General features: G+C 37.8%; 18 protein-coding genes and 2 tRNA genes. 16 read left to right on the top strand and 4 right to left on the bottom strand.

All coding sequences use genetic code 11. The features are described 5' to 3' along the window. Positions 1-6: 6 nt before the first annotated feature. Complete coding sequence (locus tag LK994_RS02080; protein ID WP_229761223.1) at positions 7-408, bottom strand: DUF3127 domain-containing protein; 402 nt, start codon at positions 406-408, stop codon at positions 7-9. 115 nt (positions 409-523) lie between these two features. Here LK994_RS02080 and LK994_RS02075 point away from each other — a divergent pair, with 115 nt between their 5' ends. The 6 genes from LK994_RS02075 (at position 524) to LK994_RS02050 (ending at position 9,778) form a co-directional block, all read left to right on the top strand. Then, the gene (locus LK994_RS02075) at positions 524-1,273 is read left to right on the top strand and encodes a 5'-nucleotidase C-terminal domain-containing protein (RefSeq protein ID WP_229761222.1); all 750 of its coding nucleotides are present in this window, start codon (positions 524-526) and stop codon (positions 1,271-1,273) included. Beyond that, positions 1,263-2,192 carry a bifunctional metallophosphatase/5'-nucleotidase gene (locus LK994_RS02070; protein WP_229761221.1) on the top strand — a complete coding sequence of 310 codons (930 nt, stop codon included), beginning with the start codon at positions 1,263-1,265 and terminating at the stop codon, positions 2,190-2,192. The genes LK994_RS02075 and LK994_RS02070 overlap by 11 nt, the downstream gene beginning before the upstream one ends. Before the next feature lie 106 nt (positions 2,193-2,298). Then, positions 2,299-3,735, top strand: coding sequence for a chromosomal replication initiator protein DnaA (gene dnaA, locus LK994_RS02065; RefSeq protein ID WP_229761220.1), 1,437 nt, complete (start codon positions 2,299-2,301; stop codon positions 3,733-3,735). A 235-nt stretch (positions 3,736-3,970) separates the two neighbouring features. Then, positions 3,971-4,059, top strand: a tRNA-Ser gene (locus LK994_RS02060). Between the two features lie 72 nt (positions 4,060-4,131). Next, positions 4,132-4,206 (top strand) — tRNA-Pro (locus tag LK994_RS02055). A gap of 421 nt (positions 4,207-4,627) precedes the next feature. Continuing rightward, positions 4,628-9,778, top strand: a complete 5,151-nt coding sequence (locus LK994_RS02050) for a beta strand repeat-containing protein (RefSeq protein ID WP_229761219.1) — start codon at positions 4,628-4,630, stop codon at positions 9,776-9,778. A gap of 110 nt (positions 9,779-9,888) precedes the next feature. On the opposite strand, the gene LK994_RS02045 is transcribed toward LK994_RS02050, so the two are convergent. Continuing rightward, complete coding sequence (locus LK994_RS02045) at positions 9,889-10,056, bottom strand: hypothetical protein (protein ID WP_229761218.1); 168 nt, start codon at positions 10,054-10,056, stop codon at positions 9,889-9,891. Between the two features lie 297 nt (positions 10,057-10,353). Then, positions 10,354-10,827, bottom strand: coding sequence for an Lrp/AsnC family transcriptional regulator (locus LK994_RS02040; protein WP_229761217.1), 474 nt, complete (start codon positions 10,825-10,827; stop codon positions 10,354-10,356). A gap of 126 nt (positions 10,828-10,953) precedes the next feature. Between LK994_RS02040 and LK994_RS02035 the strand changes: the two genes are divergently transcribed. The 10 genes from LK994_RS02035 to LK994_RS01990 all read left to right on the top strand — a co-directional run bounded on the left by LK994_RS02035 (position 10,954) and on the right by LK994_RS01990 (position 23,965). Then, the gene (locus LK994_RS02035; protein ID WP_229761216.1) at positions 10,954-12,411 is read left to right on the top strand and encodes a CoA-acylating methylmalonate-semialdehyde dehydrogenase; all 1,458 of its coding nucleotides are present in this window, start codon (positions 10,954-10,956) and stop codon (positions 12,409-12,411) included. Between the two features lie 182 nt (positions 12,412-12,593). Beyond that, positions 12,594-13,937, top strand: coding sequence for an aminotransferase class III-fold pyridoxal phosphate-dependent enzyme (locus tag LK994_RS02030; RefSeq protein ID WP_229761215.1), 1,344 nt, complete (start codon positions 12,594-12,596; stop codon positions 13,935-13,937). A gap of 44 nt (positions 13,938-13,981) precedes the next feature. Next, entirely contained in the window at positions 13,982-15,424 is a 1,443-nt protein-coding gene (locus tag LK994_RS02025; protein ID WP_229761214.1) for an NCS1 family nucleobase:cation symporter-1, read from the top strand. 5 nt (positions 15,425-15,429) lie between these two features. Continuing rightward, positions 15,430-16,809 (top strand): dihydropyrimidinase, encoded by a 1,380-nt coding sequence (hydA, locus tag LK994_RS02020; RefSeq protein WP_229761213.1) that lies wholly within the window; start codon positions 15,430-15,432, stop codon positions 16,807-16,809. 97 nt (positions 16,810-16,906) lie between these two features. Next, a complete protein-coding gene (locus LK994_RS02015) occupies positions 16,907-17,491 on the top strand; it encodes a TMEM175 family protein (RefSeq protein WP_229761212.1) in 585 nt (194 codons plus the stop codon). Positions 17,492-17,575: 84 nt separating this feature from the next. After that, a complete protein-coding gene (locus LK994_RS02010; protein WP_229761211.1) occupies positions 17,576-18,442 on the top strand; it encodes a nitrilase-related carbon-nitrogen hydrolase in 867 nt (288 codons plus the stop codon). Between the two features lie 27 nt (positions 18,443-18,469). Then, the gene (locus tag LK994_RS02005; protein ID WP_229761210.1) at positions 18,470-19,810 is read left to right on the top strand and encodes an NAD(P)-dependent oxidoreductase; all 1,341 of its coding nucleotides are present in this window, start codon (positions 18,470-18,472) and stop codon (positions 19,808-19,810) included. A gap of 133 nt (positions 19,811-19,943) precedes the next feature. Beyond that, a complete protein-coding gene (preA, locus tag LK994_RS02000; RefSeq protein WP_229761209.1) occupies positions 19,944-21,212 on the top strand; it encodes an NAD-dependent dihydropyrimidine dehydrogenase subunit PreA in 1,269 nt (422 codons plus the stop codon). Positions 21,213-21,347: 135 nt separating this feature from the next. Further along, the gene (locus LK994_RS01995) at positions 21,348-22,583 is read left to right on the top strand and encodes a M20 family metallo-hydrolase (RefSeq protein WP_229761208.1); all 1,236 of its coding nucleotides are present in this window, start codon (positions 21,348-21,350) and stop codon (positions 22,581-22,583) included. A 5-nt stretch (positions 22,584-22,588) separates the two neighbouring features. Beyond that, complete coding sequence (locus LK994_RS01990; RefSeq protein WP_229761207.1) at positions 22,589-23,965, top strand: hypothetical protein; 1,377 nt, start codon at positions 22,589-22,591, stop codon at positions 23,963-23,965. 7 nt (positions 23,966-23,972) lie between these two features. On the opposite strand, the gene LK994_RS01985 is transcribed toward LK994_RS01990, so the two are convergent. After that, on the bottom strand, positions 23,973-25,253 hold the full coding sequence (locus LK994_RS01985) for a UDP-N-acetylmuramoyl-tripeptide--D-alanyl-D-alanine ligase (RefSeq protein ID WP_229761206.1): 1,281 nt from the start codon (positions 25,251-25,253) through the stop codon (positions 23,973-23,975). Between the last annotated feature and the right edge of the window lie 33 nt (positions 25,254-25,286).

Genomic DNA, 25,286 nt, shown 5'->3' with positions numbered 1-25,286 from the left:
GGCGTCTTAAAATGGCAGGTCATCTATCGCATCAGGTGAAGATGCAGTGAATGTATCCAATGGTTCCAGGTAATCGTTGTCGATAGCTGTTTCTTTTGGAGATGCTGCACCACCTTGCAAGATCTGTTCTATTCTCCATGCATCTAAATTGGTAATGTAGTTTATCTTACCATCTTTTTCCCATTTGGTTCCTTTAATGTTAAAATGAACTTTTATATCGTCACCAACATTCACTTTGTCAATAATGGTGGTTTTATCCTGCACAGATTGAAACTTGATAAAATTGCTGATGGTTCTTCCTCCGATCTCATCTGTTTTTTCAACCACAAACTCTCTTGTTTTAAAAGTTTCTTTACGTTGTACCGTATCAAATTTGGCAACTAGTTTGCCTGTTAATTCGTAGCTCATTGTTGTTATTTATGTCGTCAAAAGTAAACTTATTTATTCTAAAAATTTTATCTCTTTTTTATATTAGTTTCTTTAAAATATGCCTACCTTCCCTTACTCATTTAAGTTCATTTTCATGCGTACAATATTCTATAGTTTTTATCTTTTTGCGATAGCCGCTCTGTTTACAGCCTGCGATCCTGTTTACCAGGCACAGACAGTTCAATACAAAGATTACCGAATCAAACAGGAGGCAAAGCCTTCTAATGAATTATCAACTTTACTAAAGCCATATTCTGATAATGTCAATGCTAAGATGAATGATCTGATCGCAGTTGCAGGAATGACACTGGAAAAAAAATCTCCCGAAGGAACATTAAACAATGTGTTAACAGATGCAATGCTTCAAATGGCAAAAGAAAAATATCAAATGCCGGTTGATGCAGCATTTCTTAATTATGGAGCAATTAGATTACCAATCGTGTCACAAGGCAATATAACCAGGGGTAAAGTATATGAAATAGCGCCTTTTGATAATATCCTGGTGCTGCAACAGTTAACAGGGGCGGTTTTACAGCAAGTGTTGGATAATGCGGCATCCAGAGGAGGTTGGCCATGTGCAGGAATGAGCTACCAGATAAAAGATAAAAAAGCGATCAATATTAAAATAGGTGGGGTGGCATTGAATGAGTCCACTACTTATACGATTGCATTAGTAGATTATATTGCCAATGGCGGAGATGATTGCGAAATGTTGAAAACTATTCCCCAAATGAATAATGGTTACTTGTACAGAGACGCTGTTATGGAGTATTTCGCCAGATTAAACAGCCAGGGAAAACAAATTATTTCTAAACTAGAAAACAGGGTATCCAATGCAGAGTAGAAGAAAATTTATTACCCAATCTTTATTAGCAACCGGTGCTTTATTAGGCAGCAGGTCGGTATTGGCAGAAGAATTGAGCGAAGTCAGAAAGCTTACCATACTCCATACAAATGACGTACATAGCCGTTTAGAGCCCTTTCCTATGGATGGAGGTAAGAATCAGGGGCTGGGTGGGGTAGAAGCAAGAGCAGAGATCATTAAGCAAATACGTAGCGAAGAAGAGCATGTTTTACTGCTCGATGCCGGTGATATTTTCCAGGGAACACCCTATTTTAACCTCTATAAGGGAGAGCCGGAGATAAAAGCAATGGCTTTAATGGGGTATGATGCAGCCACAATGGGTAATCATGATTTTGATGCCGGAATGGAAGATTTTGCCACACAATTACATCATGCAAATTTCCCAATCGTACTATGTAATTATGATTTCACTAACACGCCGATGGAGTTTAAATCGCAACCATATAAAATATTCAAAAAAGGGAAACTTAAAATTGGGGTCACCGGAGTGGGAATTGAAATGAAAGGATTAGTTCCCGATGCATTATATGGCAACACTAAATATTTAGACCCGATCGAAAATGCAAATCGGATTGCAGATATGTTGAAGAGAGAAAAAGGCTGCGATATGGTAATATGTTTAAGTCATCTTGGGTATAAGTATTCTGATAATAAAATAAGTGACATAGTTTTTGCCAAAGAAACGGCGAATATTGATTTAATCATTGGAGGACACACACATACTTTCTTAGATGCTCCTGTAACGTACACAAATAAAAACGGAAGTGACGTTTTAGTGAATCAGGTAGGCTGGGCGGGCATTGTATTAGGAAGGCTGGATTTTGAATTTTCAAAATTCAAAAAGAAAAATTTACAAAAATCCCATACTGTGGTGGTAAGTAAAAAAACAAGAGAATAAAAAATTTTTTTTTCAACAATTTATCTTGATATTCGCTGTCCTGCTGATAATTTGTTGGCAATTATTCGGAATAATTTTACTCAATATATAAACTGCTTAAGGAATAATGGATAAAGTTTTTGATAAGGTATGGGCTAACTGTTTGGATATAATCAAAGACATAGTAGAGTGGCAACATTTTAAAACTTGGTTCGAACCGATTAAACCGGTAGCATTAAAAGATAAAGTTTTAACGATTCAGGTTCCCAGTCAATTCTTTTTTGAATACCTGGAAGAACACTATATTAGTTTATTGGCTAAAACATTAAAAAGAGAGTTAGGAAAAGAGGCAAGACTGGAATATCGTATCATGGTAGATAGCGGTAACAGTAAAAATAAACCATTAACAATGGATGTTCCCGGACAACAGGGATATAAATCATATTCAAATAACGAAATGGATTTCCCGTTAGTAATTAATAACCCAGTTAAGAACCCGTTTGTAATACCGGGTCTTAAAAAAATGCAGATCGACCCTCAGTTGAATCATGCATATACTTTTGATAGTTTTATCGAAGGTGACTGTAACCGTGTAGCTCGTAGAGCCGGCAAAACGGTAGCAGAAAAACCGGGAGGTACTTCCTTTAATCCATTGGTGATTTATGGCGGTGTGGGGCTTGGAAAAACCCATCTGGCACAGGCAATCGGGAATGAGGTAAAACGCCTGCATAATAATAAGGTTGTATTATATGTAAGTTCAGAAAAATTCATCAATCAGTTTATCGATCACGGACGTAATGGCGCTATCAACGATTTTATTCATTTTTATCAAATGATAGATGTATTGATCATTGATGATGTGCAATTTTTTAACAGAGCAGAAAAATCACAAGATGCTTTCTTCTCAATATTCAATCATTTACACCAAAGCGGAAAACAATTGATACTTACCAGTGATAAACCACCAAAAGATCTGGAAGGTGTACAGGAAAGGTTGTTAAGTCGTTTCCGTTGGGGGTTAAGTGCTGATCTGCAGGCTCCGGATTATGAAACCAAAATTGATATTTTGGATAGAAAAATGAAGAGTGACGGATTGGAAATGCCAAAAGAAGTAGTTAAGTATATTGCTTACAATATTAACAGTAACGTAAGAGAATTAGAAGGAGCATTAATATCATTATTGGCACAATCTTCGCTGAATAAAAGAGAAATTGATCTCGAATTGGCAAAAAAAGTATTACGCAATTTTGTAAAATCTTCCAGTAAAGAAATTACCATCGATGCCATTCAAAAAATGGTATGCGATTACTTTGATGTGCCTTATGACAAGCTGTTACAAAAAACACGTAAGCGTGAAATTGTGCAGGCTCGTCAGATCACCATGTTCCTAGCCAAATCATTTACAAAAAATTCGCTTAAAACAATAGGAGAGCATTTCGGCGGACGGGATCATACTACTGTAATACATAGTTGTCAAACAGTAAAGGATCTGATGGATACAGATACACTATTCAAAGAAAGTGTGGTTGAGTTGCAGCAAAAAGTGCAGTTAGCAGCCATGTAGGCCTTCTTTAAAAATAATTGATCCATCCTGCCACCGGCAGGATGGATTTTTTTTGAACCAAGCTTTTGTACTACTATTAAGCTTCACAGGCGTCGCACACTTGTACATCTGTTCCTTAATCAGCAAGGCTTTCGGCAGACCTTAAAATTATTTACACATATTTTGCATTTAGTTTTGGGTATTACATTTCCGATTAGTATTTTTGCAACCCCTTAGTTAAGCAAGGGGCAGGTTAGGAGAGGTGCCTGAGTGGCCGAAAGGAACGGTTTGCTAAATCGTCGTACGGGTAACACTGTACCGTGGGTTCGAATCCCACCCTCTCCGCACTAAGTTCTTATAGTTTATTACATTGTTTTGGTGTTCCCAATAAACCTCAACAAATAAGTGTTTACAGTTCGGGATGTAGCGTAGCCCGGTTATCGCGCCTGGTTTGGGACCAGGAGGTCGCAAGTTCGAATCTTGCCATCCCGACAAGAGCCTCTTTGATTAATTTCAGAGAGGCTTTTTTATTGTCTTTATACGTCAAAATCTATACGAATAACATTAATTATACAGCTATGTATATCACCCCGGCTTAGTATTAGTCATTTCTGTTCATTGATAAAACAATTAAAAAATGCTTGCATTTTTATAAAAATTGTATTTCCTTTATGTAAGAAAACATTCCGTGCTGAATGCTATACTTGTATTCATATATTATTATTGCTTGAAATTTGTCCGAAATTCCTGTGGACAATCTAACTCCACTTCCGTCTAAAACACATTATTACTAGAGTTATTGGTATATGAACTTATGAACTAAGTTTATTTGTTGTTAACGATTCTATCTTCTTTGAGTCTTTATCTACAAGTTTAGGACCTGTAGTATTTTATGATCTTAAAATAAAATATTATGAAGAAGTTTGCCTTAATTGAAATAGCTAGTACTTGCCTAACGAACTGCTATCAAGAAATTTTTTTACATAAATTTTATAAAGTCGCCTTCAAATTATTATTTCTGATTTGTGCAACTGCAACTCTTCATGGGCAAACAATAAAAACACGAGTTACGGGGGCAGCTAACTGGAATACGGCAGCTACATGGGTTAAAGCTCTCACAGGAACTGTTACTGCTGCAACTAATAGTAAGAACATAACGGGATCCGGTACATCATTTACAACACAAGTTACAATTGGCGATGTTTTAGCGCTTGATGCCGGGGGTTTGTTAGGAACAGTTGCTACGATAACAGATAATACACATTTAATTTTAGTCGCTAATTCAATCACTGCCGCAACTACTCTTGCTTATGGTGTAGAGACAGTACCAACGGCTTCCGATGATGTACAAATTGGTAATGCTGCATTGGCTGCGGTTACAGTAACCCTTAATGTTTCTAGTGCTACAGTAAATTCTGTTATGTGGGTAAGGGATAATACTGCGAATACACTTACACTTAGCGGAACCAATGCGTTAAATGTTACAAATGATGTAACTCTAACAGCTCCATCTGCGGGAGCAACAATTGTATGGAATATTAACGGCGGCACGGCAACAATTGGAGGAAATGTTTTGCTGGCATCTTCTTCAACAGGGAATCAGTCTAATCGTGTTGCTAAAATTGTGATCACTACGGGTTTATTAGATATTACCGGAGACCTCCGGTATAGTCTTTCTGTTGCAGGCACAACGGCGGCAAGTGCAATAGTAGATATGAGCGGGGGTGCAGGCACAATGAAAATTGGTGGCAATATAACTTTTCCAAGCCTTTCTATTGGGACTTTAACTCCAGGCACTACCAGTATAGTTAATTTTGATGGATCATCAGCCATCACTATTCCTATTGGGGTTAGTTCAGTGATTTATAATGACCTTAAGATAAATAATACGAATGCCACAACAGGTGTGACTTTAGGGGCGGCAGTATCTGCAACAAATGTTACCAGAGATATTTATGTCGGTGATGAAAACAGTGGAAGTTTATTGACAACAAATAATCTGGCTATTGCAAGAGGAGCTTCTGATGCTATTACTGTATCGGTCGGTTCTACAATGAATGCTGGAACAACCTCGATAGTCTGGGGAGGTGCAAGCGGGGCGATTACTATTAACGGCATCTTTAAAACTGCAAATACAGCGGGGTTTTCAGGTGCAGCAGGTACTGCAATCAGTTCAACCAATTCGCCAGGCATAACACTCGGTACCAATTCGACTGTAGAATATACCTCGGCCAGTCCTCAGGCAATAACAGCCAGAACTGACTATGCTTTTCTTACAACTTCCGGGGCAGGAACCAAGACGCTTGGAAACATTACCACGGTTAATAAAGACCTTACCACCAGTGGAGGCGGATTAGCCGACGGTGGATTTACACTTACTGTTAAAGGGGCTATTTCAAATAATGTTGCACATACCGGTTCAGGAAAAATGTATCTCAATGGAGGCAGTGCTTCACACACATTATCAGGTGCAGGCAGTTTTACTAATCTTGAACTAAATGATGTAAATGGAGCCACTCTTACTAGTAGTCTAACCGTTAATGGCATCCTAACGATCAGGGCTGGATCAACACTTGCATTGGCATCATTTAATCTTGGTTCACCAACAAGTCTGGTAATGGAAAGTGGAGCTATATCAGGGGCTTCAATAACAGGTTCGGGAACATTAACTCTCGGGGGAAACGTGACCATAAATGATATCGCTACAGGAACTACAGGAGCAAGTATCGCATCTTTTCTTGCACTAGGTGGATCAGACAGAACGTTTACAATTGCAGATAATGCAGGTACAACAAATGATCTTATAATAAGTGGACCTATCAGTGGTTTGGGGGGCATAATAAAATCTGGTTCTGGTAGTAGTATGATGTTTTCGGCATCTAATAATAACTACACAGGTACAACAACCATTAATGCTGGTGAAATAAGATTGAATCCTTCTGCGAATGCAACATTTGCTTCACAGATAATCTTAAACGGAGGGAAATTGTCTACGGTAAATATTACTTCAGGCAGAACGTTTACTAGTTCATCTACTTTAAAACTGGATGCTTCCTCAACCATCGATTTAGGCAATAATGTCCATTCTGTTACTTTCTCTAACAGTAGTGCCGTTACATGGGCAGGTACAACGCTGGCAATAACCGGATGGATAGGTACTGGAGGCTCTTCCGGTACCGGAGGTAGAGTTTTTGTTGGATCGGGAGGATTACTATCAACACAATTGAACAAGGTCAATTTTTCAGGCTATGCCCCAGGAGCAGTGATCGTCAGTGGAGAGGTAGTGCCCACTCCTCCTCCCGTTATCAACAGCACACTCATTGCAGGGAATACTTACGGTACCGCATCTTCCTACCAGATAACGGCAACGAATATCCCAACAGGTTATAATGCCACAAGTTTGCCAACTGGAATGTCAGTAAACATATCCTCGGGGTTGATCACTGTAAATGCAACTACAGGAGCTGGTGTATATAACATCACGATATCTGCAACAAATGCAAGTGGAACAGGTAATGCGATACTTGTCTATACAGTTAGTAAAGCAACGGTTATTGTGACTGCAGATGATAAGAGCAAAACTTATGGAGCCGCCAACCCCACATTTACTGCATCTTACAACAATTTTGTGAATGGAGAGAATTTAGGTACGAGTGGCATAACCGGTGCACCACAATTAACCACAACAGCTACAACGTTCAGTCCATTAGGCACATACCCTATTACTGCGTCATTGGGGACATTGTCTGCATCCAATTATCAATTCAGTTTTGCAGATGGAACATTAACTATTACTTGCAGTGGCGGATATGTTTGGACAGGTGCTGCTAATGATAACAATTTCAATAATGTGGTTAACTGGAATTGTGGTATTGTTCCTTCAAACGGGGCGGATATATCAATTAATTCAGGAAAGACATTGACATTAAGCAATGATGTATCATTGAATAATATTGGTTTCGGAACTGGGTCGATAATAAATTTGAATAATACTGAACTTACAATTACCGGAAATGTAAGTGGAACTACACCTACATTCATTGGATCATCAGCATCAGATATAGTCATAGCTTCCGGGACGCCATTTACATTGAATTTTACAGGTGCCGGAGGGCATGTTTTACACGATCTGGTAATAAACCGGAATATAAGTTTGGGGAATGTATTAGCTATAACAGCAGGAGCTGATCCCGGATCAATAACTGTTGGAAGTGGAGCTACTTTTACAACCAATGATTTTCTTACATTGAAATCGGATACAAATGGAACGGCAAGAGTAGGAATTTCCCCTGGAATTATTGATGGTAAGGTTGAAGTAGAAAGATATATACCTCAGAATTCAAACAGGGGTTGGCGTATGCTTGCTATACCAACTCAGGGAGCTCAGTCAATACATGCTTCCTGGCAGGAGAATGCTGCAACATATGAAGCAGATCCGGCTCCGGGTTACGGTACAAGGATCACAGCCAATACAACTACAGCTGTTGCAGATGGGTATGATGCTCAAACTTACGGAAACTCCTTACTAAGGTATAATCCCGGAGGTTCTCCAACATGGCCGGGTGTAACAAATAATACCACAACAACTCCTGTGGCAACAACATCCGGATGGATGCTGTATATAAGAGGAGACAGAACAGTTGATACTGCAGCATTTATTACAGGATCAAAAGCAACAACTTTACGTACTAAAGGACCATTGTATCAGGGAACACAAACAGCAATAAATCTTGCAGCCGGGGCTTCAGCATTAGTAGGCAATATCTATGCATCTGAAATTGATTTTACTGGTATAATCAAAAACGGTGGAATAGACAATACATACTATGTATGGGATCCATTGATTTACGGATCATATGGATTAGGAGCGTTTGTGACCTTCAGTGCACCAGACTGGTTACCTAATCCATCCGGAGGAAGTTATACAAATGCACCAAATACAAAGATCAAATCAGGTATGGCTTTTATTGTACACGCCACCGGAAGTGGAAGTTTGCAACTAACAGAGGCATGCAAGTCAGATAGTGTGGGGAATTCTATTTCGTTAGGTTTCCGTCCTCAATCAACTACTGCCTATTTTAAGACAAATCTTTATGCGATCAATGGAACGATGGCAAACCTGGCAGATGGGAATACAGTTGCATATAATAATATTTATTCGAATGGTGTAGATGGGAATGATGCTATAAAAGTGACAAATTTTGGAGAAGGTATTGGTTTAGTTAGAGAAAATAAAATATTGGCAATAGAAAGAAGAAAAGAGATTACAGATAAAGATTCAATTTTCTTCAGATTAACAGGTTTGAAAACAATGAACTATAAACTGGAGTTTACGCCAATTACAATGAATTCGAATGGAATGCTTGCGTTTCTGGAAGACAATTATTTGTCTACTACTAAACCTATAGATCTGAATACCACCAGTTCAATAGTTTTTTCAGTGAACGCTGCAAATAAGGCAACATTTACTGACAGGTTCAGAGTAGTATTCAAAGCAGCAAATACAGTCCCTGTATCTTTCATAAAACTGGAAGTTTCACAACAAAGCAGAGGTATGAACATTGCGTGGGCTGTAACAGCCGAAAATGGTATTAGTAGTTATAATATTGAAAGATCTTCAGATGGTATCAACTTCAGATCAGTAGGCAACGTAACAGCAAAAGGTATTAGCAACGAAACAATCAATTATACTTGGTTAGATGCATCTTCTTCACCTGGTGTTAATTATTACAGAATTAAAAGTTTGAATATTTCAGGAGAGTCAATATACACTTCTATAGTTAAAGTGATCAATGGTAAGGATGTGCCTTCCATAACTATAGCGTGTAATCTTGTGCAAAACGGAAGATATGATCTGCAGTTTAATGATAAGGATAGGGGCACTTATTTAATAAAGCTGATCAATGCAAATGGGCAACTGATACAAAAGAAGCAGATAGTGTATAATGGAGGTAACAGTACAGAAGTTATCGCTTTGCCTGCTACGTTAGTTAATGGATTGTACCATCTGGAAGTGCGGTCCCCTAACGGAACTAAAGAAGTTATAAAACTACTTGTAGAATAATTTAGAGCAATTGTATGGTTCTTGTTTACAGGAGCAATCTTTTATGAAATGCAATGAAGAAAATAAAATAGCCCTGCTATTGCAGGGCTATTTTATACAGTATTTTATTTTTAAAAAAGATTTTCTACCATAGCGCCTATCTGGCTTTCCGGAGATATCGTTACAACTATTGCCAGGGCAATTAAAGTAAAGATGTAGACTGAACCTATCAGGCTGATTGCTGATAAGACAGGGTGTTTTCTAAAGGTTGTAAAAACCTCTTGTTTTAAGTTTTCCATAGTTTTGTTTTTTGGTACGTGATATTGGATATTAATACAACTATTGTGTACTATATAACAATTTAGAACGAAATCTTTCTGTCAGTATTGTGTGCCAATCAATAAATTTATTTTCAATTTCACAGGTTGAAAAATAGTGGTAAGATTTTTTTGTATAAAATGTTGATAGATAGTAACATGTAGAGCATTTTGCTATTAGGGTATCATAAACTATTTCGGATAACAAACACATGGTTAAAATATGAAACCCTGCAATTGCAGGGTTTCATATTTTATATTTTAATATTTGGGCAGGAGTTATTTTAACAGATCCAAATCCGGCTGAGCATATTTGAATACTTTAAAGTACATGGTTGTTTTTGTTTGATGTACACCATCAATTTTAGCCAGTTCATCAATAAATTGAACCAGGTGGTCGTTATCCCGGCACATTACATCCACTTCTAAGTCATAATCTCCAGATGTCATTGCCAAAAAGCTAACCTCAGGCATTTTTAATATTTTTTGGGCAACTTTTTCATTTAAGCTGGCCGGTCTTACAAATACGGCAATATGTGCATATGCATGAAAACCAACCTTTTCGGGGTTAACTCTACCAACGATGTTAATGGTGCCATCTTCAATTAGTTTGTTAAACCTGGTACGTATAGTACCAATAGAAACTTTTAATTTTTCTGCAATTACAGTAAAAGACATCCTCCCATCCTGCTGTAAATAAGACAGAATAGCAAAGTCAAGATCGTCTAATTTAAGTGTGTCATTTTTTTCCATAATAAGTGTAAGGTAAAAAAAATTATTAAAAAATGAAAAAATTGCTAATATTTATAAAAAAAATGTATTATTTTTATTTTGTTAGAAAAATTCTACATTATTTATATTTTATAAAAACACTAAAAAATGAAATACCCGGCAATTCAAAATTTTATAGGCGGAAAGATAACAAAAGTAAGCACAGATAAAAAATTAGATGTGATTTCTCCTATTGATGGCACGTTGTTATCTACTGTACCGATGAGCTCAGCTAAAGACTTAAATGATGCTGTGATGGCCGCCAAGGCTGCATTTCCGGCCTGGAGTAAAACGCCGATCAAAGAAAGAGTGCAAGTGTTTTTCAGGTACAAAACTTTGTTAGAAAAAAACCTCAAAGAGCTGGCAGAATTATGCAGTGAAGAAAATGGAAAAACATATGGAGAGTCTGTCGCAGAGATAGAAAAATGTATCGAATTGACTGAATTTGCAACTTCATTGCCTCAATTAGTAACTGGCGAAGTCTTGGAAGTGAGTCGTGGCGTGGAATGCAGGACAGAACATGTGCCTTTAGGGGTTGTTGCTTCTATTGTTCCTTTTAACTTCCCTAGTATGGTTCCTAACTGGACATTACCCAACGCTATTGCATTAGGTAATTGTATGATCATGAAACCTTCAGAAAAAGTGCCTTTAAGTTGTGTAAGAATAGCAGAGTTATTGAAAGAAGCAGGCTTACCTGATGGCGTTTTCAATATTGTAAATGGTGATGTTGAAATTGTGAATGCAATCTGCGATCATCCCGATATTGAAGCAGTATCATTTGTAGGCAGTACAAAAATTGCCAAAATTGTTTATCAAAGAGCAACGTCTAACTATAAACGCTGTTTAGCATTAGGTGGTGCAAAAAATCACTTGATGGTTTTACCAGATGCAAAGGTTGATATGACTGCAAGTAATGTAGTAGCAAGTATGAGTGGCTGTGCTGGCCAACGTTGTATGGCAGCAAGTGCTATGATCGGAGTAGGTAATGTGGATGCGGTGATAAGCAGAATTTGTGAAGAAGCATTGAAAATTATTCCGGGTAAAAACTTAGGAGCGGTTATCAATAAAGAATCGAAAGACAGAATTGAACAATACATTGCTGATGCTGAAAAGCAAGGAGCAAAAATTTTAGTAGATGGCAGAAAAGTAGTCGTTGAAGGAAAAGAAAAAGGAACGTATGTTGGTCCAACAGTAATCGATCATGTAACACCGGAAATGAGTGTGGCTAAAGAAGAAATTTTCGGGCCGGTAATTTCTATCATGCGTACCAATACAATTGATGAAGCCCTTGCCATTGAAAATGCAAACCCTTACGGAAATGCAGCAAGTGTGTTCACTCAAAATGGAGGTGCTGCAAGATATATCATTGATAACGCCAGTGCTGGTATGATCGGTGTGAACGTGGGCGTGCCTGTTCCTCGTGAGCCATTTAGTTTTGGTGGATGGAATGAAAGTAAATTTGGCGTAGGTGATATCACGGGTAAAAGTTCTATCGAATTCTGGACCAAGTTGAAAAAATCAACTACGAAATGGAGTGCTGAAGCTGGGGTGAACTGGATGAGTTAACCCCTGTCCCCTAAATGGGAACATAGGTCTTTAGTTTATTCAAGAATCGAATTAGAATAAAAATTGTAAGCGTGTGATTTTTGGGTGACGAGCATTTGTTTTTCATGGCATCATCGTTGTGTCACTCACTTGTACCGCATACCAATATTGAACAAATAACTTGTAACATAATAACTAGTAACATGAGTACTCAAACATTATCAGAAGCAGCAGAAATAGTTCAAAACAGTATGGACTATACATTGTTTAGCTGGAGCAAACAAAAAGGCCATAGCCCCATTGCAGTTGAAAGGGCAGAAGGCGTTTATTTATATGATTACGATGGAAAAAAGTATATCGATTTTTCCAGCGGATTGATCAACATGAATATTGGTCATGGTAATCAGCGTATAACCGAAGCCGTTGTAAGGCAAATGCAAGAGGTTTCTTATGTTACACCATCGTGTGTTACAAAAGTTCGTGGAGAATTAGGAAAGAAATTAGCAGAGATCTGTCCGGGTGATCTGAATAAATCTTTCTTTACTTTATGTGGAGCGACATCAATAGAAAACGGAATTAAATTAGCAAGACTATACACGGGCAAACATAAAATATTAACCCGTTATCAATCTTATCATGGAGCTACAATGGGTGTTATTTCCGCAGGAGGCGATCCTCGTAAATTACCTGTTGATTCTCAACAAGCGCCAAATTTTGTACATTTTGATCTGCCTAATTTATATCGTTGGGAGTATGGTGAAGAAAATTTATTGAAAGAAGCTGTTGCACAATTTGAACGCATGGTTGCTTATGAAGGGCCAGGAAATATTGCTGCTGTTGTGTTAGAAGGCGAATCAGGAACATCAGGTTGTCTGCAGTATCCCAAAGGATATTTAAAAGCGGTAAGAGAAATCACACAAAAGAATGGTATCTTAATGATCATGGATGAAGTGATGAGTGGCTTTGGCAGAACAGGGCAATGGTTCGGTTTCCAAAATCACGGAATTGTTCCGGATATGATCGCAATGGCGAAAGGAATGACCTGCGGTTATTTGCCATTCGGTTGTTTACAGGTAAGCGATAAAATTGCTGCTAAGTATGATGATCAAATGTTAGCATTAGGTTTAACGTATTCTGCACACCCTGTTTGTTGTGCTGCTGCATTAGAAACTCTAAAAATTTACGAAGAAGATAACCTGATAGAAAATGCAAGAAACATGGGTAAATACATGGAGCAGCAGGTTGAAAAATTAAAAGCAAAACATCCTTCAATAGGCGATTTTAGAAATACAGGATTATTAGGTTGTATTGAATTAGTGAAGAACAGAACAACCAAAGAACCAATGGCTCCATTCAATGCAAAGCCTGATGAGATGGCGGTGATGAATAAAGTAGCTGCAAAAATTAAAGAGTTAGGCATGTATACGTTTGTACGTTGGGGCTTCATATTTTGTGCGCCACCGTTGACCGTTACTAAAGAGCAAATTGATGAAGGGTTAGCAATAATTTCTGAAGCAATTGCAATTGCAGATGAACATGTGAATTAAATTCAATAAATTGTAATTTAATTTTTTCATTACCAAAAAACTTAATGCAGGAGAACACAAACATAACGTCTTCTTCGTTGTACAACGAAGACCTGGCACCTGTTTTACCCAACCAGCGTAAATGGGGTACGTGGAATTATGCGGCGTTATGGATAAGCATGAGCTTATGTATCCCAACTTATATGTTGGCCAGTTCTCTGATCGAAGGGGGAATGAATTGGTGGCAATCCATCCTCACAATTTTCATTGCAAATACGATCGTTTTAATTCCCATGATCTTAAACGGTCATGCAGGTGCTAAATACGGAATACCATTTCCTGTTTTGGCAAGAGCAAGTTTTGGAACAAGTGGTGCAAATATTCCTGCAATACTAAGAGCGATTGTTGCATGTGGCTGGTTTGGTATTCAAACATGGATCGGTGGTAAAGCTGTTTATTACCTGATAAGGGTTTGGTTTCCTTCCATGTCAGAAACATTAGTTACAGGTATCTTGCCGGATATAATTCCTTTTGCTTGTTTTTTTGCTTTCTGGTTATTGAATATGCTGGTGGTTTATCTTGGGGTAGAAAGCATCAGGAAATTACTTGTATTCAAAGCATTCTTTTTACCATTAGCTGCTTTAGCATTATTGTTATGGGCCATTTCGGCAGCAGATGGACTGGGAGCAATTTTAAGTCAGCCTTCAAAATTTGCAGATACGGGCTCTTTCTTTAAATTCTTTTTTCCTGCATTAACAGGGATGGTTGGTTTTTGGGCAACGCTCTCTTTAAACATTCCGGATTTTACTCGTTATGCAAAAAGTCAAAAGGCGCAAATTAACGGACAAGCATTGGGCTTGCCAACTTCTATGACCTTCTTTGCTTTTGTTGGAGTTGTGGTAACATCTGCTACAACAATTGTATTTGGAACTACTATTTGGGATCCTGTTGTATTAGCAGGGAAATTTGATAGTAAGGTGATCGTAAGCTTTGCGATGATAGCCATAGCAATATCTACATTAGCAACAAATATTGCTGCAAATATTGTTAGTCCTGCAAATGATTTTGCTAATCTAGCCCCATCAAAAATTAATTTTAAAGTTGGTGGATTTATTACGGGTATCATAGGCTTGCTTATCTTTCCATGGAAGCTGGCAGAAGATCCAAGCGGATATATTTTTACATGGCTTGTTGGATATTCCAGTTTATTGGGTCCGATAGGTGGTATCATGATTTCTGATTATTATTTTGTAAAAAAGCAGCAATTAAATGTAGCTGATCTGTATAACCCAAAAGGCCAATACAGTTTTTCAAATGGGTTTAACAGAAATGCAGTGATTGCTTTACTAGCAGGGATATTACCGAATGTACCCGGCTTTTTATTGCAAATAAAAGTTATATCTGCAACAGCATTTCCAGAGTGGATATCACATTTATATAGTTATGCATGGTTTGTTGGTTTTTTTGTTAGTGGTGTCGTATATTTATTGTTGATGAAGAAAAAATAAATTACATGAGTATCTTAATAAAAAACGGAAATATTATTACAGCTACAGATAATTATGTAGCTGATATTTTCATAGAAGGAGAAACCATTTCTGCTATTGGCAAAAATTTATCTGTTAAGGCCGATAAAGAAATTGATGCGACAGGCAAATTAGTTATGCCCGGTGGTATTGATCCACATGTGCATCTGGATATGCCTTTCATGGGTACATTCAGCAGCGATAGTTATGAAACAGGAACAAGGGCTGCATTGTACGGAGGTACAACTACCGTTATTGATTTCATTTTACAAACACAAGGTAAAAGCTTACAGTCAGCATTAGATGATTGGAATGGCAGAGCCAATGGTACTGCTGTAGGTGATTATAGTTTTCATATGGCGGTGACTGATTTTAATGACGAAACAAAAAAAGAAATAAAAACCTTCATCGAACAACATGGCATTACCTCTTTCAAAACCTTTATGGCGTATAAAGGTGCGTTGATGATCGATGACAGACAGATGATCGGTTTGATGGAGGAAGTGAAAAAGAATGGCGGTTTAATTAATGTTCATGCTACCAATGGAGACATGATCGATTACCTTGTTCAGAAACACAGAAGCGAAGGTAAATTGTCTCCGTTATATCATTATTTATCTCAACCGGAAATAACAGAAGCAGAAGCAAGCGAACGTTTTGTGGATATGGCAAGTTATACCGGTTGTCCGGGTTATATAGTGCATTTGACTTGCGAAGGAGCATTGAACGCAGTACGTAATGCAACTAAGCGTAATCAGAAAATGTTTGTAGAAACTTGTATTCAATATTTAATTATTGATGCTTCATTATACGAACAGGAAGATGGTGCTAAATGGGTAATGAGTCCGCCATTAAGAGAGAAGAAAGATCAGGCTACATTATGGGCGGGCATTAACCAGGGAATTGTGAATGTTGTTGCTACAGATCACTGTCCGTTTATGTGGGAACAGAAATTAATGGGTAAAGATGACTTTAGTAAAATACCAAACGGTCATCCTGCCATAGAAAACAGAATGGAATTATTATTCAGTGAAGGTGTTGCAAAAGGAAAAATCACTTTGAATAAATATGTAGAAGTTGCATCAACAAACGCTGCAAAAATATTTGGCATGTTCCCTCGTAAAGGAACTATTGCAATTGGTAGTGATGCGGATATTGTGATTTTTGATCCTAAAGAAAAACATACACTGTCTGCTAAAACGCATCACATGAATGTTGATTACAGTGGTTATGAAGGATGGGAATTAACAGGTAAAGTAAAAACTGTTCTATTAAGAGGACAGGTTGCGATCGATAATAATGATTGTAAAGTTCCAAAAGGATACGGACAATTTATAAAACGTAATAAAGTAAGTCAAATAATTTGATGATTTGAAAATTTGGGGATTTGAAGATGAGTGGAACTTCATAAGTTGAAAGCCATTTCCAAATCTCCAAATCATCAAATCTCCAAATCGAGAGCAGATGAATAAAACAAGATTAGAAGCATTCAGCGATGGAGTAATAGCGATCATTATCACGATAATGGTGTTGGAAATGAGGGCACCGGAAGGGACAAGTTGGGTTGAGATAAAACCATTGGTGCCGAAGTTTATTTGTTATGCTTTAAGTTTTTTATTTGTTGCAATTTATTGGGGAAACCATCATCATTTGGTTCACACGGTAAAGAGAGTAACGCCGGGTATCATTTGGTCTAATATGAATTTGTTGTTTTGGTTGTCGTTGATCCCTTTTGCAACAGCATGGATGGGAGAGAATCATTTTGAAAGAATTACGGTTGCGACTTATGCTGTACTTGCTTTGCTTTGTGGTGCTTCGTATACGATATTAGAAAAGCAGATAATTAAGCATTATGATGAATCGCCTGAGTTTAAACCGACTTTAGGTAGAAGAAAGTTTAAAGCGTTTGCATCAATAGTTCTTTACACGCTTGCAATTCCGATTGCATTGTATGTGAATCCGGTGATATCAGGATGTTTATTTTTAACTGTTTCGATCATGTGGCTGATACCAGAAAGTAGTATTGCTAAAGTGATAGAGAAAAAATGATGAATAGAAAATAAATGTACAAGAGTGCGACGCCAATGAAGCTTAATAGTAGTACAAAAGCTTAGTACATAAAATAAAATAATTATGCCAAGAATTATTAAATCAGGTCTTATTCAAATGAGCCTTGCTAAAACAGAAGGGGAAGGAACTATTCCTGAGATCATGGAAGCAATGGTGCAAAAACATATTCCATTGATTGAAGAAGCCGGCAGACAAGGGGTTCAAATTCTTTGTTTCCAGGAAATTTTCAATACACCGTATTTCTGTCCGGGACAAGATGCAAAATGGTATGCAAGCGCTGAAACTATTCCGGGGCCTACAACAGAGCGTATGCAGGAATATGCAAAGAAATATAACATGGTGATCATTGTTCCGATCTATGAAAAAGAACAAGCAGGTGTGTTGTATAATTCTGCTGCGGTGATCGATGCTGATGGAACTTATTTAGGCAAGTATAGAAAAAATCACATACCCCATACCGGTGGTTTCTGGGAGAAATTTTTCTTCAAACCGGGCAACTTAGGTTATCCTGTTTTTCAAACGAAGTATGCAAAAGTTGGTGTGTATATTTGTTATGATCGGCACTTCCCGGATGGTGCAAGATGTTTAGGTTTGAATGGCGCAGAGATCGTTTACAATCCTTCTGCAACAACAGTTGGTCAATCGCAATATTTGTGGAAGTTAGAGCAGCCTGCACATGCAGTGGCTAATGGCAATTTCTGGGGATGCATCAATCGTGTTGGTACAGAAGCTCCGTGGAATCACGGAAAGTTTTACGGGAATTCGTATTTTGTAAATCCGCTTGGAGAAATTATTGCCTGCGGATCGGAAGATAAAGATGAATTGATCGTTGCAGAATTTGATCTTGATCTGATAGAACAGGTTAGAAGCAAATGGCAGTTCTTCAGAGACAGAAGGCCCGAGACTTATGGAAAAATTACTGAGCTATAAAAATTAACTTACTATCAAATCAATTATATGTCAATTAAAAACAACCGTTTAACACCCGAGCAGTATGCAGAGAATTTCAGCGACATTCATCCGCCGTTTGATTCATACACTGCTGCATTAGTAGATGCTAACCGTTGCTTATTTTGCTACGATGCACCATGTACAAAAAGTTGTCCGACAGGAATCAATGTTCCTAAATTTATCAAGCAGATAACAACTGAAAATATTAAGGGTTCAGCGCATACAATTTTGTCGAGCAATATTATGGGAGCAAGCTGCAGTAAAGTCTGCCCCGTAGAAAAATTATGCGAAGGTGCTTGTGTGTATAATTTTGTAGAACACGAAGCTGTTATACCGATTGCTAAACTGCAACGTTACAGTACAGAAATTGCTATGAAAAATAACTGGCAGTTATTTGATCGCAAACCAAGCAATGGTAAAAAAGTTGCGGTGATAGGAGCTGGTCCTGCAGGCTTGAGCTGTGCTCATGTATTATCACGTGAAGGCATAGACGTAACTGTTTATGAAAAAGAAGCAAAAGGCGGCGGGTTGATGACCTACGGTATTGCTGCTTATAAAGTAACACCGGGATTTTGTGAAGAAGAAGTAGACTACATCTTAGGCATCGGTGGAATTGAAATAAAATATAAACAAGAATTAGGAAAAGATATTCAATTAGCTGATCTGCAAAAACAATACGATGCAGTGTATTTGGCGATTGGTGTGGGGTTGGCTCGTCAATTAGAAATCCCCGGAGAGCATTTAGAAGGCGTTGAAGATGCTATTTCATTCATCTACAATCTGCGTAGCAATGATTACAGCAAAATTCCTGTGGGAGATAAAGTAGCAGTAATTGGTATGGGTATGACGGCAATTGATGCTGCAACACAAGCAAAACGTTTAGGTGCGAAAGAAGTAACCATGTTATATCGTCGTACCGAAGCTGAAAAACCTTGTACTGATGTTGAATTGGATATTGCGAAATTAGATGGCTGCCAGGTGATCTGGTTAGCAGCTCCTAAAGAAATCAAAGGCGACGGAAAAGTAAATGAAATTGTTTGCAGTGTAATGAAATTAGGAGAACCTGATGCAAGCGGCAGAAGAAGCCCTGTTGATACCGGAGAAACTTTTTCTTTAGCTGTTGATATGGTGATTAAAGCTGCAGGTCAAATGCCTTTTGAAGAATTGATAAAATCTAGTGGCATTGATAATAAAGGAGGTAAAGTAACTGTAAGTGATAAAGCTGTGTCAAGCGTTGCCGGTGTATTTGCAGGTGGTGATTGTGTCAACGGTGGTAAAGAAGTGGTGGATGCGGTTCAAGCGGGTAAAGATGGTGCAGCAGCGATCATTAAACATCTTGGGTTATAGCCCTCATCCCCTAAAGGGGATTTATTCATAGAGAATAATTTTATTTAAATATTTTAAAATTTAGATGAAAATAATAAACTAAAAACTTTAACACTCTAGTTCCCCGTTAGGGGATAGGGGCAAATATTAATTTATGGCAGATATATCATCAAATTTCCTCGGTATCAAATCTCCTAATCCATTTTGGTTAGCGAGTGCACCACCAACAGATAAAAAAATAAATGTAGTTCGTGCTTTTGAAGCAGGCTGGGGTGGCGTAGTTTGGAAAACATTGGGTAGCCAAGTAAAGAATGTTTCTTCACGTTACTCTGCAGTTAATTTTAACGGCGGAAGAGTAATGGGTTTCAATAATATTGAGTTGATCAGTGATCGACCTTTGGAAATAAATCTTAGAGAAATTACTGAGGTTGTAAAAATGTTTCCCGACAGAGCAATGATCGTTTCTCTCATGGCGGATAACAACCGTGAAGCATGGCATGAATTAATTAAGAAATGCGAAGATGCCGGCGCCATGGGTTTTGAATTGAACTTCGGATGCCCTCATGGTATGACAGAACGTGGTATGGGTGCGGCTGTAGGACAAGATCCTGAAATTGCCGGCATGGTAGTAGAATGGGTGATGGAAAAAGCAACCATTCCGGTTATTACCAAACTTACACCAAACGTGCACTCTCCAGTACCTACAGGAATTAAATGTGTGCAGGCAGGTAGTAATGCATTGTCTTTGATCAATACTATACAATCTGTTACCGGAATTAACCTGGATACACTTGTGCCAAACCCTTATGTAGCGGGCAAGTCAGTTTTTGGCGGTTATTGCGGTCCTGCAGTAAAACCAATTGCATTGAAAATGTTGACTACTATCAGTCAAGATCCGGTTACATCTAAAGTGCCTATTTCGGGTATAGGTGGCGTTAGTACATGGAAAGATGCGGTGGAATTTATGCTATTAGGTGCATCTAACGTACAGGTATGTACAGCTGCAATGAAACATGGTTTTAGAATTGTAGAAGATATGTGCGAAGGGTTGAATAACTGGATGGATGAAAAAGGCTACAAAAAATTGGATGACTTCATCGGAAAATCAGTTGAAAAAATTACGCATTGGGAAGATCTTGATATCAACTATCACCACATTGCCAATATCAACCAGGATAAATGTATTCATTGCGGTTTGTGTTACATCGCTTGCGAAGACACATCTCATCAATCTATCAATTTAGAATTTGGCAAGCCTTATAATAAATACACTATCAAAGAAGAAGAATGTGTTGGTTGTAATCTTTGCCAGTTAATGTGCCCAGTTGATGATTGTATCACCATGGTAGAACATAGAGTAGCACCGGATTACGTGAACTGGAAAATGTGGCAGGCAGAAGGTCGTCCTTTAAATGATCATTAATATTTTTTGTAACAAGCTGTAGTGCTACTATTAAACATCGTTGTGTCACTCACTTGTACGGCATACCAATATTGAACTTTTCTCTTAAGGTCGACCCTCATCAAAAGTAGGTCGACCTTTTTAAAAATAAGCATTATGAAAATTAACCCCACCCGCCTCCAGCAGCATTTTGAGGCAATGAGTAAAATAGGTAAGATCGGTGAAACCGGCACTAATCGTCCGGCTCATTCTCCAACAGAAAAAGAAGGATTTAAAATCGCCGCTTCATGGATGGAAGAAGCCGGCATGAAAACACGTATCGATAATTTCGGAAACCTTATAGGAAGATTAGAAGGAAAGAATCCGGAACTACCTGTTTTAATGATGGGGTCACATCTTGATTCACAACCTTATGGCGGAAGATTCGATGGAGTGGCAGGTGTATTATGTGCCATCGAAGTTGTAAAAACTTTATCTGAAAATAATATCATTCCTGAAAGAAGCATTGAAGTCGTTTCTTTTGCAGATGAAGAAGGTTGGCGTTTTAATAAAGGGTTATATGGTTCTAAAGGAATCACCGGAAGATTGGATCCAGAGGATATAGAAAGGAAAGATAAAGATGGCATTAGCAGAAGACAAGCATTGATAGATTTTGGTTGTGATGTTTCCAGATCAAAGGAAGATGAATATAAACCCGGTAGTATTTTTTGTTTTTTAGAATTGCATATTGAACAAGGACCTGTATTAGATGTAGCTAATAAACCAATCGGCATTGTATCAGGTATCTCTGGCCCTTTGTGGCAAACATTGAAATTAAAAGGAATGGCGGGCCACGCTGGCTCAGTTCCTATGCACATGCGTAAAGATGCTTTGGTAGGCGCAGCAGAAGTTATTATTGCCTTGAATGAAATTGCCACGCAGATCCCAGGAGCGCCAACTGTTGGTACTGTTGGTACATTGAATGTTTTTCCTGCCTCTAGAAATATTATTCCTGAAGAAGTTACATTGACCCTAGACCTGAGAGATATTGATCTGGATAGAAGACATCGCTATGAAAAGCAATTAATGGATAAAATTGAGGCCATTACTCAAAAACATAAATTAACTTACACTATATCCGAAGATACCAATAGCGAACCACGTTATTGTGCCGATTGGATAAAAGCGATCATAAAAGATGAATGTACCAAGCTTAATCTGGATGCTCCTGAACTAATGAGCGGACCGTTTCATGATGCATTGACACTTTCTTATGTATGTGATTATGGAATGATATTTGTTCGTTGCAAAGATGGAATAAGCCATAATCCGCTGGAGTATTCATCATACGAAGATCTGGCATTAGGTACAGAAGTCTTATATGGCACTGTATTAGGGATACTAAAAAAATAATATACTTGAGTCTAGTGGGTCTTTTTAAATTTATTAGTAATAAATGGAGAATACATATCATCATTCTCCATTCATGTCTTTTTTTATTGTCTTCTTTTTGTTTGTCTGCTCAGGAGATAACCGGTGTTTGGAAAGGGAGCATCTTTGATGATAGTACAAAAACAAATTCTCCTGTAGAAATTGTCATTACCGGTAACCCTGATTTTTTCAGGGGATACGTATATCTCACCTATACTGATAAAGGGAAACCTATAAGCTATCTAAAGAAGATCAAGGTCAATTACCGAAAAGGTAATATAGCATTTGAGGAATTTGCTTTGTTATCAGGAGATAGTATCATTTTGAATAATCAAAATGCTAACCTTACTTATGCTGCGGCTTTTTCCAGCGCAGAGCAAATAAACGGAATATGGAAATCTGTTAAAAAGAAAGCGGGAGCATTTACTACAGGGGCGATTAAGTTATTAAAGGAGTACGATTTTGAAGAGGCTGCTATTTATAAAAAACTGCAGGAACTCGATCTAACCAAAGATTTGTCATTTAATAAAAAAGAACCTGAACCTGAAACGCTTGCAAAACTTCCTGCAGTACAATTCAAAAAACTAACAATCAATTCGGCATTAATAAAAGCAAAGGCAAAGGAAATTGCTGTGGCAAGAAAATCACCGGCAGTTATTGTTAAGCCTCCGGTGATTACAGAAGAACCTAAAGTGGAGATTGCTGTAGTGGAGAAAAAAATAACACCTCCGGTTGTTGTTAAACCTGTAGTTGAGAAGAAACCAGAACCTGTTGTTAAAAAAGAAGTGCCAACTGTTGCAGTTAAACCTTCTGTAGAAAAGAAATTACCGCCACCTCCTCCAAAGAAAGAGGTAGTAGCAGCACCGAAGCCTCAACCGGTAGCAGCAAAAGTACCTCTACCTAAAAAAGAAACGGTCGTACAGGCGCCACCTCCGCCACCTGTTGTTAAAAAAGAAACACCTGTGGTTGCTGCAGTATTACCATCCGCTAAAACCGGGGCAGTTGAAGTATCTAGTAGAAAGACATCTACTATTCAAACCGTAGAATATCAGTCTGATAGTTTAACGCTTACATTGTATGATAATGGCGAAGTTGATGGAGATACTGTAAGTGTATTAATGAACGGTAAAGTTATTTTTTCTAAAGTAGGACTAACAACGAAGCCTAATCGAAAAACAATTTATATTGATAAAGACACACCAGACTCTTTAACCATGGTGATGTATGCAGAGAATCTGGGTAGTATACCGCCTAATACCGGCTTATTGGTAGTATGGGATGGAGAGTTGGTATACGAAGTAAGATTTTCAGCCGATCTGAAATCCAATGCAGCCATTATATTCAGGCGAAAACCAAAAGAATAAAGGCGGCTTATGGCTCTAACACTTTTTCCATTTGCATACTCCTTGATCCTTTTATAAGCATAGCTGTATTGGCAAAATGCTGTTGTTGTAACCAGGTCTTGGCTTCGGTAGAGTTAGCAAGATTTATATAATGATGATCTATCTTATTGAAGTCTCCGCCAACAAGTACCACACTTTTCCATTTGTAGGTATCTATTAGTGCTGCAATAGATTTATGTTCGGCAATACTTTCTTCACCTAATTCCATCATGCCTCCTAATATCAACACTTTATCACTTCCCTGCATTTTGGCAAAATTTTCAATGGCAGCTTTCATGCTTGTGGGATTAGCATTATAGGCATCCAATATAATTTTGTTGCTATCTTTTTCAATTAATTGAGATCGGCTGTTAGAAGGGATATAATTTTCCAATGCCGATTTTATCTTAGTATCAGGCACTTTAAAATACTCTCCGAGTAAAATGGCTAATAACACATTTGGTAAGTTGTACTCACCCACTAAGTTTGTTTGTATATTTTTTATATCACTTCCTTTCTTAATAGAAACCTCCAAAAATTTATTGCTTTCATTTACCGTACCTACCAGATCTGCATCCTTGGTACCATATGTTTTTATCTCCTTTATCCCTTTACTCATTTCAATGAGATAGTCATAATCATTCATGATAAAAGCTGTGCCATTCGTTTTTCTTAAATAATCAAATAGCTCGCCCTTTCCTTTTTTAACTCCTTCAATTCCTCCAAATCCTTCCAGGTGTGCTTTGCCGCAATTAGTTATGATGCCATGTGTAGGCAATGTATATGTACAATACGCTTCAATTTCTTTTTGATGATTAGCTCCCATTTCTATTACTGCGATCTCTGCATCTTTTTTTACCGATAATATTGTAAGAGGGATACCAATATGATTATTTAAATTTCCTTTGGTGGTATATGTTTTATAAGTAGTAGACAGGACCTCATGTACCAATTCTTTTGTAGTCGTTTTTCCATTGCTTCCGGTAATAGCAATAAACGGGATTTTGAATTGCACTCTGTGATGTTTTGCCAGCGCCTGAAGTGTTGCCAATACATTGTCTGTTTTGATCAATCTTGGATCGGTATCATCAACAGGTTCATCGATGATGGCATAGGCTGCACCTGAAGCAAGTGCCTGCTTAGCAAAAAGGTTACCGTTAAAGTTATCTCCCTTTAAAGCAAAAAACAGATCTCCCTGTTGTAATTTTCTCGTATCAGTTTGTATTGAAGGGTACTCAATAAATATTTTGTAAAGTGCTTCTATTTGCATGTATCAAAAATAGTATAGAAAGTAGAATATTGT

Origin of the sequence: Ferruginibacter lapsinanis, from assembly GCF_020783315.1 — a bacterium.
Lineage (GTDB): Bacteria > Bacteroidota > Bacteroidia > Chitinophagales > Chitinophagaceae > Ferruginibacter > Ferruginibacter lapsinanis.
The sequence above is the reverse complement of the archived record's forward strand: the minus strand, read 5'-3'. Positions and strand labels throughout refer to the sequence as shown.

Coding starts and splice junctions, on each gene's coding strand:
- LK994_RS02080 (WP_229761223.1), bottom strand. CDS start 408: ATGAGCTACGAATTAACAGGCAAACTAGTTGCCAAATTTGATACGGTA.
- LK994_RS02075 (WP_229761222.1), top strand. CDS start 524: ATGCGTACAATATTCTATAGTTTTTATCTTTTTGCGATAGCCGCTCTG.
- LK994_RS02070 (WP_229761221.1), top strand. CDS start 1,263: ATGCAGAGTAGAAGAAAATTTATTACCCAATCTTTATTAGCAACCGGT.
- dnaA (WP_229761220.1), top strand. CDS start 2,299: ATGGATAAAGTTTTTGATAAGGTATGGGCTAACTGTTTGGATATAATC.
- LK994_RS02050 (WP_229761219.1), top strand. CDS start 4,628: ATGAAGAAGTTTGCCTTAATTGAAATAGCTAGTACTTGCCTAACGAAC.
- LK994_RS02045 (WP_229761218.1), bottom strand. CDS start 10,056: ATGGAAAACTTAAAACAAGAGGTTTTTACAACCTTTAGAAAACACCCT.
- LK994_RS02040 (WP_229761217.1), bottom strand. CDS start 10,827: ATGGAAAAAAATGACACACTTAAATTAGACGATCTTGACTTTGCTATT.
- LK994_RS02035 (WP_229761216.1), top strand. CDS start 10,954: ATGAAATACCCGGCAATTCAAAATTTTATAGGCGGAAAGATAACAAAA.
- LK994_RS02030 (WP_229761215.1), top strand. CDS start 12,594: ATGAGTACTCAAACATTATCAGAAGCAGCAGAAATAGTTCAAAACAGT.
- LK994_RS02025 (WP_229761214.1), top strand. CDS start 13,982: ATGCAGGAGAACACAAACATAACGTCTTCTTCGTTGTACAACGAAGAC.
- hydA (WP_229761213.1), top strand. CDS start 15,430: ATGAGTATCTTAATAAAAAACGGAAATATTATTACAGCTACAGATAAT.
- LK994_RS02015 (WP_229761212.1), top strand. CDS start 16,907: ATGAATAAAACAAGATTAGAAGCATTCAGCGATGGAGTAATAGCGATC.
- LK994_RS02010 (WP_229761211.1), top strand. CDS start 17,576: ATGCCAAGAATTATTAAATCAGGTCTTATTCAAATGAGCCTTGCTAAA.
- LK994_RS02005 (WP_229761210.1), top strand. CDS start 18,470: ATGTCAATTAAAAACAACCGTTTAACACCCGAGCAGTATGCAGAGAAT.
- preA (WP_229761209.1), top strand. CDS start 19,944: ATGGCAGATATATCATCAAATTTCCTCGGTATCAAATCTCCTAATCCA.
- LK994_RS01995 (WP_229761208.1), top strand. CDS start 21,348: ATGAAAATTAACCCCACCCGCCTCCAGCAGCATTTTGAGGCAATGAGT.
- LK994_RS01985 (WP_229761206.1), bottom strand. CDS start 25,253: ATGCAAATAGAAGCACTTTACAAAATATTTATTGAGTACCCTTCAATA.